7 protein-coding genes and 1 pseudogene are annotated in these 11,567 nt (G+C 54.2%); 3 read left to right on the top strand and 5 right to left on the bottom strand.

Annotated features, from left to right (window positions below; translation table 11 throughout):
* From C5Y44_RS13340 to C5Y44_RS12360, 3 genes and pseudogenes are all read left to right on the top strand, one after another.
* A pseudogene (locus C5Y44_RS13340) lies at positions 1-860 on the top strand (hypothetical protein); the annotation flags it as partial.
* Positions 861-1,041: 181 nt separating this feature from the next.
* Positions 1,042-2,151 carry an LLM class flavin-dependent oxidoreductase gene (locus C5Y44_RS12365; protein ID WP_233189982.1) on the top strand — a complete coding sequence of 370 codons (1,110 nt, stop codon included), beginning with the start codon at positions 1,042-1,044 and terminating at the stop codon, positions 2,149-2,151.
* Positions 2,151-2,717, top strand: a complete 567-nt coding sequence (locus C5Y44_RS12360; protein WP_105325207.1) for an NADPH-dependent FMN reductase — start codon at positions 2,151-2,153, stop codon at positions 2,715-2,717. The genes C5Y44_RS12365 and C5Y44_RS12360 overlap by 1 nt, the downstream gene beginning before the upstream one ends.
* Here C5Y44_RS12360 and C5Y44_RS12355 read toward each other — a convergent pair.
* The 5 genes from C5Y44_RS12355 to C5Y44_RS12335 form a co-directional block, all read right to left on the bottom strand.
* On the bottom strand, positions 2,714-3,247 hold the full coding sequence (locus tag C5Y44_RS12355) for a type 1 glutamine amidotransferase domain-containing protein (protein WP_105325206.1): 534 nt from the start codon (positions 3,245-3,247) through the stop codon (positions 2,714-2,716). The genes C5Y44_RS12360 and C5Y44_RS12355 overlap by 4 nt on opposite strands.
* A 49-nt stretch (positions 3,248-3,296) precedes the next feature.
* Positions 3,297-5,447, bottom strand: coding sequence for a YhgE/Pip domain-containing protein (locus C5Y44_RS12350; protein WP_105325205.1), 2,151 nt, complete (start codon positions 5,445-5,447; stop codon positions 3,297-3,299).
* Entirely contained in the window at positions 5,447-8,035 is a 2,589-nt protein-coding gene (locus tag C5Y44_RS12345) for a YhgE/Pip domain-containing protein (protein WP_105325204.1), read from the bottom strand. Before C5Y44_RS12345 ends, C5Y44_RS12350 begins: the two co-directional genes overlap by 1 nt.
* Positions 8,036-8,119: 84 nt before the next feature.
* Entirely contained in the window at positions 8,120-9,976 is a 1,857-nt protein-coding gene (locus tag C5Y44_RS12340) for an FAD-dependent monooxygenase (protein WP_105325203.1), read from the bottom strand.
* 182 nt (positions 9,977-10,158) lie between these two features.
* Positions 10,159-11,508 (bottom strand): MFS transporter, encoded by a 1,350-nt coding sequence (locus C5Y44_RS12335; protein ID WP_105325202.1) that lies wholly within the window; start codon positions 11,506-11,508, stop codon positions 10,159-10,161.
* Between the last annotated feature and the right edge of the window lie 59 nt (positions 11,509-11,567).

Here is an 11,567-nt window from a genome sequence, read left to right as displayed (position 1 = left end):
TTGAGGCTGGTAACGACGGTGATGTCAATGATTTCTTGGAGTCGTTGATTGGTCAGCGTGGTGAGGATGGCAAGTCGGCGTATGACTTGTGGATTGAGGCTGGAAACTCTGGTTCTGAGCAGGATTTCTTGGATTCCTTAAAGGGTGACAAGGGTGATCAGGGTGAGCCTGGTAAGTCTGCTTATGAGTTGTGGGTTGAGGCTGGCAATGACGGTGATGTCAATGATTTCTTGGAGTCCTTGAAGGGTGATCAGGGTGAGGCCGGTGAGCCTGGTGTAGATGGTAAGTCTGCGTACGAGCTGTGGGTTGAGGCTGGTAACGACGGTGATGTCAATGATTTCTTGGAGTCGTTGATTGGTCAGCGTGGTGAGGATGGCAAGTCGGCGTATGACTTGTGGATTGAGGCTGGAAACTCTGGTTCCGAACAGGATTTCTTGGATTCTCTCAAGGGTGAGAAGGGTGATCAGGGTGAGCCTGGTAAGGATGGTGAAGACGGCAAGGACGGCACTGGCAGCTCGAATGCCGGAATCGGTTCCGGTAGCTCGATTGGTAAGTGCACCACTGAAGAAGCCGCTGGTTTGATTGCTCTGCTGGGTGTTCTGGGAGCTGTCGGAATTGCAAGTGAACCTGCAGTATCCGATTTCCTGAAGAAGACTGGTAACACGAGTGCTGAAATCTTCGGGCCACTGAAGCTCTCCGGTCCAAACCGTCCGGCATGGTTGGTCTCAGTAGACCACGCGCTGGCACGAGTCGGAACCTCCTTTAGCGAATTGGCTGGTCCTTTCGCTCTGGTTGTTGGCGCGGTTGCTGCACTGGGTGCTATCGGTGCAACCTGTGCGCCAGGAAGCAAGAACTCCTAAGCCAAGTTCTTAACAAGTAGATGAAGTAATAGGTCGCTTCCCCATCTAATACCAAGATGTGGGAGGCGACCTTTTGCTATTGGTGATGTGTCACATAAAAGAGCGTTTTCCGGAATAGTTTCGCCAGGATGGTAGTTGCCAGGATTAAGAAGCTATTTAAAAACAACACAAAGGATGCGCCGTGGCGGATACTCCCAACCTCATGCACGACTTCGGCTTTGATAAAGGTCAAGGTCTGGAATTTGGTATTTATACTCTAGGTGACCACCTTCCCAATCCGAATGATGGTTCCCGGGTTAGCGCCAAAGAGCGGGTGCAGGAATTTATCCGCTACGCGCAAGCTGCTGAACAGGCAGGGCTGGACTACTTCGGATTAGGTGAATCGCACCAGGAATTCTTCGCCTCCCAAGCTCACGCTGTCATCTTGGGTGCTATCGCGCAGGCAACGTCCACTATGCGCATCGGTAGCTCCTCGACGATTATTAGTACCTCGGATCCCGTCCGCGTCTATGAGAATTTCTCCACGTTGGACCTCATATCCAACGGACGTATCGAGCTGGTTGCGGGGCGCGCATCACGCGTGGGACTCTTTGAACTTTTAGGATATGACCTTCGCGATTATGAAGAGCTCTATGAAGAAAAGCTTGAGTTACTACTGCAGATTAATCGTGAAGAATCCGTAACGTGGTCCGGACAATTCCGTGCACCTTTAAATGAGGCCGAGGTTATCCCGCGGCCGACTGAAGACCGGCTGCGCATCTGGCGGGCTGTTGGCGGCGCACCAGGTAGCGCGATTAAAGCCGGATTCGCTGGTGTGCCAATGGTCATGGCGCACCTCGGCGGAACTACCTCCATCTTTTCCCGCACAGTTGATGCTTACCGACAAGCAGCAGAACACGCTGGGTTCGACCCCGCTACCCTGCCAATTACTACCGCTGGTTTCTTCCACGTGGCAGAGACCTCGCAAAAGGCACTGCAGAATACCTATCGCTTCATGAACGACGGCATGATCCGCACCAATGGGCAAGGTCTGTCGAAGCAAATGTACGCCCAAAACGTTGACCCCATGAGTATTGCGAACATGGGAAGTCCGCAGCAGGTTATTGAAAAAATCTTGCATCAGCACGAAGTCTTTGGACATCAGCGATACACTGGACAGATCGACTTTGGTGGTGTGCCATTTGATGAAGTCATGAAGCAGATTGACATCATCGGCGAGGAAATTCTGCCAGCCATTCGCAAATACACGGCTGCCGATACACCGGCTACAGATGAGGAGAAAGATAATTAATGCGCGTCGTACTGATTTCAGGCTCTAATGTCGGCACCAAGACCAAAACAGTATCGGAGTATTTAAAGCAAGCTTTTGCAAGCTACGAGGCTGATATCGACGTCGAAATCATTGATCTGGCCGAGGTCGACATGGTCTTTTCCGATGGCCGAAACTACACCGAATACACCGGTGATACAGGAGTTATCGCGCAGAAGATCATGCAAGCTGATGCGTTAGTCATCGGCACGCCTATCTTCCAAGCTTCCATCCCCGCGGCGTTGAAGAATGTCTTCGATATCTTGCCCACTAATGCCTTCCGCGACAAGGTCGTCGGGATGTTTGCCACCGCCGGTTCAGCCAAGCATTATCTCGTATTAGCGCAGCAGCTACAGCCCATCGTGACCTATATGAAGGGCCAAGTCGTGCAACCTTATGTCTTTGTTGAAAGCGCCGATCTGCTGCGTGGAGAAATAGTAAACCACGATGTCCTCCAACGATTGGATCGTCTAGTAGAAGACACCGTGGTGTTGACCCAGACCTATCAAAAGATCCGGGATGAAAAAGACGCCGAATACGGCTTTTAGTGTTCGCCCCCTGCAAACTCCTCGATGATCTTTGCATTGAATGCTGGCAGATCATCCGGGGTGCGGGAAGAAACTAGCCCGTTATCGGTGTGCACTTCCTCATCCACCCAGGTAGCGCCAGCATTGCGCAGGTCGGTCTGAATGCTAGGGAAAGACGTTAGAGTACGGCCCTTGAGCACATCGGCATCGGTTAAAATCCAGCCGCCGTGGCAGATAACGCCGGTTGGTTTCCCAGCGGCGAAGATATCAGCCACAAGCTTCACAGCGTGGGAATCCATGCGAATCTTATCGGCATTGCCGGTGCCGCCGGGAAGAATCAAGGCATCGAAATCCTCTGCCTTAGCTTCCGCAGAAGTCTGATCTACCTGCACTTCCGTGCCATTCTTACCGGTAATTGGCTGGTTCTCAGTCGAGATAATGGTCACCGTTGCGCCAGCTTCTTTGACTGCATCTACTGGGCTGGTGAGTTCCGAATCTTCGAAACCATGGGTTGCGATAACTGCTACTTTTCGGTTGCTTAGTTCTGCCATTGTTCCTCCTCCTTTGGTGGAGACTACGTGCTGACAGCCCCCAGCCTAACTACATCATCTTGGTCTTCGCCAGCGCTTCATTCAGGCTCGAGGTGTACTTGGCCAAAGGCTTGCGCAAGATCACGCCCAGAATCAGAGCGGGGATGATAAAGAGCAGCAAGGTAGCTATCGCAATCCAATAGTCGGCGTCATAAATACCTGCGAGTGCTGACCTGAATGCCCGGATCGCATAGGTTGCCGGTAGCCACGGACTAACACTTTGGAACCAATGCGGCAGAAGCTGCAGAGGGTAAGAACCCCCAGCACTGGAGATCTGAATAACCAGCAAGAACACCGCCAGTGCCTTACCGGTATTGCCCAAAGCTACTGTGAGCGCGTAAATCAGCAGCATGAAAATACAGGACGTGACCCAGCCAGCCAGTACCAGCAGGAATGGGTGGGCAGGTTCGAGCTTGACGAAGAAGATAAGCCCCAAGGTCAACAACGTGGATTGTGCTAGTCCAATGAGGGCGAATGTGCCGTAGCGTCCGAAGTACTTGGCAAAAGGTCCGATCTCTTCCGGCTCTTCTGGTTCTGCTGGCTCTACTTCTACATCTTCTTCAGAGTCATCTTCGTGGGCAGCACGGGATGGGCGGTGCTTGGTGAGCTTAGCGACGACATCGGTGCGCAGTGCGACCGATGCAAGGATGGCACCAACCCAGAGTGCGAGAGTTGTGTACAGCGGAGCCATACCTACGCCGAAGCTCGCAACCGGGTAGATGGCCTGGCGGTCGACTTCCACCGGAGCGGCAAGTGCCTGTGCGAAGGCTTCTGGGTCATCACCAACAATTGCGGCGATCTCTGATAGGTCTCCAGTCTCGCTGGCGGTGTTGATCCGATCGCGTAGATCATTAAGCCGGTCGGCATTTTGATCGAGCGTGGCACCGACATCGTCAAGCGCTGCACTCGCCCCTGACAAGGAATCGGTGTTGAGCTGAATATCGCCTTCTGGTAATTCGATGGTGTCGCCAATACCGCGCAGGGTCTCCCCTAGCTGGCTGATCTGGTCACGAATTCCAGAGTTGCGGACATCCTCGATGGCGCTGGCTGCTTGCTCTAAGGAAGAGAAATCAGGACGCTCGGAACTGCCGGAGTCTGCTGCAGCGCGCAGGCGATCGCGCACGCTTTCTTGGGCCGCGATGGCTTCATCTAATTGGCCGCGAATGGTAGCCGCCTCTGCTGGCAGCACCGGACGAAGGCGGGTGTTGATGGTGTCCTTGAGCCCGTTATAAGCATCGATATTGAGCTGGACATTGTCCGCCAAGGTATTCAGCGTCTCCGAGCGTGTTTCACGTGAAACGTCGGCGGTGTCGTAGAGCGCATCGATGCGGTCGCCTACCGTGGCATAGCTTTCGCGGGTGGCAGATAGCGCACCGTCGAGGGCATCGGAAGAGGAAGAAATATCAGCGATACCGTTGCGGGTGGTGTCGGGAAGTTCTGGCAGTGGTGCATCGACAATGCGCTGCGCGCTTTCAACCAGCGGGATGGCAGATTCGGTTAAATCGCCCATCGTTCGTGCCGTGCGTGCACCATTGCGCAGCTGCGTCTGCAGGTTCTCAGCGCGGGCCTCAATGCGATTGAGGGCATTTTGGGTGTCATCTTGGTCGAGGAAATCCGACAGTGAAGACACCAATCCCAAGGAGACATCACCGACGGTGCGGGTAAAAGTCTCTGAGATATTGGTCGTGAGTCCCTGGGCGCCTTTATTAGCGATAGTTGGCGCTAGCGCATTCTTTTTCTCATTGGTGTGCAGCGCGATTTCAGCCGGTTCTGAACCATTGGCGTAGAAGGTCAGCATGTCGTCGCTGAAGGAATCGGGCAAGATGATCGAGGCGTAGTACTCCCCTGACTTCGTGCCTTCTAAAGCATCAGCAGCATCTGTAATAACCCAATCCATTTGGTCATTTGCGCGAAGCTGGGACAGCACTTGTTGACCAACGTTGACCTCGACGGGGAAGAAATCGCTGGTGTAGCCTTCATCCTCGCTGGCCACGGCAATCTTTAGGTCCTTGGTATTACCAAAGGGATCCCAAGCGGCAAGTACGTTAAACCACGTAAAGAGCAGCGGAATGATGATGAGAAAGAGCAACAGGCACGTTGCCATGACGCTGCGGCGAACTTTGGAAAAGTCATTTCTAATGACAGAAAGGGCATCACGCATTACTTCTCCCCTTCCGTACTTGCTGTGGTTTCTGTAGCTGCTGCTGAAGCTTCGATGGTGTGTAGTCCGCCGGCCTGGGCAGAAACAGATTTGTGCAGCGTCTGGTCATCGAGCTGGACGATTTCCTCGGACTGCTTCAGGGACTTGCGAATGTAATCGAAGGTGATGACCAAACCCATGAGCAGGAGCGTCCAGGCGGTCCAGAACCCAAGCAACAGAGCTTTGGCATCGGGAAGCGCCCATGCGGCAACAGCAAGGACGATGATGCCAACTACACCGATGCCTGCGGTGATGTGGATGCGGCGGGTGTAGCGATCGGCTTCATTTTGGATGCTTTCGGCGAACCCCTCGCGGTCTTCTAAAGCGCGAACGATGTCCGCGAGGCGGTAGCCATCACCGACGATCTGCACGTTCTCAGATTCAATGAGCTCGCTTTTGGCCATCTCTTGGTTAAAGACGGTGCTGAAATGCCCGAGCTTTCTGCGCAGGACGATACCCAGGAAGAAGGCGACGACGCCCATGAGTGCGAGCATTCCCATAAATTGCAGATAGTGGGTGCCGTAGAAGCCACCGATGGTTTCGCGCAGAGCATCGATGCCGTAGGAAAATGGCAGGAAAGGATAAATAGCCTTGAAGAATCCGGGCAAAAGCTCAATGGGATAAAGGCCTGATGCGCCGGGGATCTGCATGATGACCAGCAATACGGCGATAAATTTGCCCACCAGTCCGAGCGTGGAGGCCAAGGCATAAATGATGCTTAGATAAGCCAAGCCCACTAGGACGGCGGTGCCGATGAAAGCAAAGGCATTGACGGTTTGTACACCGATGATCAAGTTGCCGGTAGCAACGATGCTGGCTTGGAGTGCGACCATAATCGCCATCAAGATGAAGCGGCCGATATAGGCTTGGCGGACGCTTAAGCGCTTAAACCCTTCGGTATCAACCTCGACGCGGAAGACGACCATGAGCATGAAGGCGCCAATCCACAAAGACAGGTTGGTAAAGAGCCCCGCCATGGCAGACCCATAGGAGTTGACCTCATAGACGGGTTCGCTACTAATGGTGACTGGCTCGGCAAAGAAAGAGCCAATATCGTCAGCATTAAGCCCGGTGATGGTTTGTAGTGCCTCGGAGTTGGAGCTGGCGGTTAGTGCCAGGATATCGCTGCGGACATCGCGTACGCCGTCTTCTAAGCCGGCCAAAGTAATATCAAAATCATCCAGTGCCCCGCGGGTGGACTCTAATTGTGAGACCACTCCGTCGATGAGGTTATTGGCCTCCCCAAGGGTTGCGCGTTGGCCTTCTAATGAGCCTGCGAAAGAACCGGCCATGGTGCTGAGATTGCTCAAAGCGCTATTAAGTGAGGGGATGCCATCGCCGACGGCATCGCGGAGGGCCTGGGTCGCCGCGCTGGTATCTTGCGCGGCGGCATCGATGGCACCAGCGGCCTCGGAAATAGCATCGGCGGTATTGGCCGTATCGGAATTCAAGCTAGTGACATCGCTAAGCAAGCGCTCACTGGCGGCATTGCTGGCTTCCAAACGTTGCAGCGTGTCTTCTAAAGGCGCCGCTAGTTCGGGGCTGAGTGCGCTGTCATTGAGTAAGCCTTGCACTTGTTCGATGGCAGATTTACCAGCCTGGATGGCATCGTTAGTCTGCTGACCGGCAGTGTCCAAGCGCCCACTAGTTTGCTGCAAGGTGGCATTAATATCGGCGATGGAAGCATTCGCGTTGGCGGTGCCTTCCGCGACGGCAGTCGTGCCATCGACGAAAGCCGAGGTGGTCTGATCGGTAAAGCTGGTGACTTCGGTTTGGATTGACTCTGCTAGATCCTGGACCTGCGCGAGGGCGTCTTCGCCTTCGACAAGAGCCTGGTCCACCTGCGCGATGGTGTCTTTAGCGCCAGTCATGGAAGCCTCAGCCTCACTTAGGCGGGCTTTAAAGTCCTCTAGTCCCCCACGCGCGGACTGCAGGTTCGCAGCGGTTTCCCCGAAGGTGGTATTCGTGGTGTCGCGCGCATCCAAGATGGCGTCTTCTAAAGACTTGCCTTCGTCGCTGATGGTGTTAGCTGCAGCGGTAGCAATTTCTTGCTTGAGCGCAGAAGTAATGGACTGATCGATACCGGTAGCGCCACTGTCAGTGATCTGCGGTGCGATAGCGCTGGATTTTTCATTGACCCGGTATTCCAACGTAGGCCGGGTCAACGTGCCTTCTGTAATAGCTAGAAGGTCTGAGGTGAAGTTTTCGGGGATGATGATGCTGGCATAGGTCTCCCCGCGCCGCAGTTGGTCCTCTGCAGTTTCCGCATCTTGAATCAGCCACCCCAATTGATCATTGCTGGTGAGTTGCTCAGTTACTTGCTTTCCCACATCTAAATGGCCAATGGCCTCAGAATCACCTCCGAGATCCTCATTGACTACGCTGACCTTAATATTCTGCGTATTGCCATAAGGATCCCAGAAGGCAGCAATGTTAAACCAGGAATAAAGTGCTGGAACAAAAAGCATGCCAATTAAAATGATCCACGCTTTGGGCACGCGCCCTAAGCGTTTGATGTCACGAGTAAAAATCTTCCAACTTTGGCGCACGCAGGCGAGTCTACTCAGAGTTTTTAACCTTGTTAAACTCGACAAACGTTAAAGTGATTTTGCCAGTGAATTACTTTTAGAAGGCTATTGCTGGGCGATGAGATTGCCGGCGAAGTAGGCATCGACAAGCTCTGGCTTATCAAGCGGCAAGACCGCACCGACGTACTGATCTGGGCGCACGATAACAACAGCGCCATCACGAGAGATTCCACGGGCATCAAAGATGTCCTGGTCCTTGTCCGCATTCCACACGTTCTCCCAGTTGGTGATCTTGTACCTACCGTTAAGAGGGCGGAAAATGCGTGGGGCGTCCGCATGCTCATAAGTATGGTGATGCTGCTGGTAGATCACCTTGACATCAACCAGAGCATTTTCATCGGCACGCTCTGGCGTGTACTTGGCAATGGCCTCGCTGACAACATCAGCCCACTGCACCACCGGCGAGTTCTGATCGTCCGTGCTTGGTGCAGTCTGGTCGGCGAAAACATAGATGCGGTAGCGGCCATCGGCAAAATGCTGGTGACCAAGGTGCAGCAGACGCGCATCCGCGCGACGCTTAGCAACATAAGACTTAAACCGCTTGCCCACCGGGAAACCAGTGGCCAGATCCTGATAGGTCGTATCGCCCACGATGGCATTCGATGCATACTCAGTGAGCATGCCCGCGGCGAACTCTTCCGCAGCCACGTAGTACTTCTCCACAGCTTCTGGATCTTCGAGTTCCTCAACAGGAGTAGCCATCAGCGTGGACCATTCGCGGTCAAAGTTAATAAGGTTCTGTGCCGCTGGCTGGCGCTCACCGTGGTACGTGCACAGCAAATCTTCCGGCGCACGGCCATCCAGCACATGCCCGAGCTTCCACGCAATATTGAAACCATCCTGCATGGAAACATTCATGCCCTGACCCGCCTTCGCGGAGTGGGTATGGCAAGCATCGCCGGTGAGGAAAACGCGTGGAGTCTCATCATGATCGTGGAAAGAATCCACCAGACGGTGACCGACCTCGTAGACCGAATGCCACGCTACTTCCTTAACATCAATGGTGTACGGCGCATAAATCTCATTCGCCTTGCCCACGATGGTGTCAATGGTGGTCTTGCGGATCTGACCATTGTCATCCGCCGGAACCTCACCTAGGTCAATGTACATGCGTGAGAGGTAGCCGCCCTCACGTGGAATGTGCAGTGCCGAGCCAGCCTTCGAGTGAATCGCAGCCTTGGTGCGCCAATCCGGGAAGTTGGTTTCCACCACAACATCCGCCACACCCCACGCATGGTTCGCCTTATCCCCCGCCATCGTGCGGCCGATGGACTTACGCACACCAGAATGCGCGCCGTCGCAGCCAACCACATACTTGGTGTGAATGACGCGCTGATTGCCATCGGTATCTTCCACCGTGACAGCCACTGGGCGCTCACCGTCTTGCTCAACTTCCAGGCTCACAAAAGACCAGCCGTAGTCCGGAGTGATGCGCGCCGGGCCGTACTTGGCAAAGCGGGCAAAGTAATCCAAAACGCGCGCCTGGTTAACAATCAAGTGTGGGAATTCAGAGATTCCAAATTCATCATCAAGCGGGCGTGCACCGCGAACGATGTTCTCTGGATTCTCAGGATCCTTGTTCCAGAAAGACATCTCAGTGATCTCATAAGCTTCATCCGTAATTTCGGTAGCGAAGCCGAAGGCCTGGAAAGTCTCCACGGAACGCGACTGAATGCCGTCAGCCTGCCCCAGCTTCAAACGGTGCGGGCGACGCTCAATGAGGCGCGTATTGACGTTTGGGAACATGGACAGCTGAGCCGCCGCAATCATGCCCGCTGGCCCGGAACCAACAATGAGCACATCCATTTCGTCTGGAAGCTCAGTGTCGCGGTCTACGCCGTAACCTTTGGCGGGCAAAATTCGTGGATCTTCAGATACATAGCCATTGTGGTGAAACTGCATGGGGCTCTCCTAGGGGGTGTTTCATCTGAAAGTGAGTGTGATGATTCAAAGAGGTGAACGTGACTGGCAACTAAATGCTGTCGCTACTGTGACGCATACCCTATGCGGTGAATCATATATGATGTTGACCCGTCGGGCAATAGCGAATCACAAAACAGAGATGAAACAGAAGAGTTTTAGCGCTAGTTGAAGATGAAGTGGTTTCTAGATTGCTCTTCTTCGTGGTCTTTGGACAGCGGGATGCCCTTGCGTTCCTTTAGTAGGAATGCACAGATAAAGCCGATGACACAGGCGCTGACCAGGTAAATGGATACCGCGGTGGTGGAGCCAGTGGCTTCCACAAGGGCCGCTGCGATCATTGGGGCGAAGGCACCACCCAGGACGGAACCCAGCGCGTAGGTGATTGATACGCCGCTGGCGCGAATCGACGCTGGGAAAAGTTCTGCGTACATGGCGGATTGCTGGCCATAGGTAAGTCCCAGACCGACCGTCAGTGCAATAAGTGCGAAGTACAAAAGACCCAAGTTAGCAGTGTTGACCAGTGGAAATAGTGCTGCAGCGGCGATGGCTTGGAGCGCGAAACCGATAAGGTAGGTCGTGCGGCGGCCAATCTTGTCGGAGATAAATCCCGCGAACAAAGTAAAGAGCATCCAGGTAAATGCAGAGAGCGTAACCGCGTTGAGAACATCACCGCGGGCAAGACCTACTGGGCCATCTGGGTTGGAGGCATAAGACTGGATGTAGCCGCCGGTGGTCATATAACCCACGGTGCCGTTGCCAGCAAAGACCAGAGCCGCGACGATAACCAGCGGGGTAAAGCGCTTGAACAGCAACTTAGCTGGGTTTTCGGCTTCGACTTCCTTGCGCTCAGCCATCTCTTCAAAGACAGGGGATTCATCAACGCCCATGCGCACGAAGTAGCCCACGGCTACCAGGGCGATGGAAAGTAGGAAGGGCACGCGCCAGCCCCACTCCATGAAAGCGTCACCTGGCGCAACCCAGTTCATGATGGATAAAACTGCCGATGACAGCAAAAGACCGATGGGTACACCAATCTGGGGGCCGGCGCCGAACATGCCGCGCTTTTCCTTGGGCGCGTGCTCAACTGCGAGCAGGACTGCGGAACCCCACTCGCCACCTGCGGAAATACCTTGAATGATGCGCAACAGGATGAGCAGCAGTGGTGCAAGGTAGCCCAGCGTGTCATAGGTGGGCAGCAGGCCGATGAGGGTGGTTGCCCCACCCATGGCAAAGAGGGTGACCATCAGGACGAAGCGGCGGCCCAGGCGGTCGCCATAGTGCCCGGCTAAAAAGGCACCCAGAGGGCGGAAAAGGAAGGAAATTCCCACCGTCAGAAAGGCGATGATGCTGGCTAGGCCACCTTCCAGTGGGCCGAACATGACCTTGTTAAATACGAGGCCGGCGACCGCTGCATAAAGGAAGTAGTCGTACCACTCGATGGCTGTGCCGATCGTGGTGGCCGCAAGCACTTTGCGGCGTTCGCGTCGCGAAACGCTAGTTGTCGTGGTCATTGAAACCCTTTCAGTTGTGGTGCTGCTTGTAGTCTATGAAGGTTTGTGAGTTGACCCAC

The organism is Corynebacterium sp. J010B-136 (assembly GCF_002967075.1).
In the GTDB taxonomy this organism is placed as follows: domain Bacteria; phylum Actinomycetota; class Actinomycetes; order Mycobacteriales; family Mycobacteriaceae; genus Corynebacterium.
The sequence above is the reverse complement of the archived record's forward strand: the minus strand, read 5'-3'. Positions and strand labels throughout refer to the sequence as shown.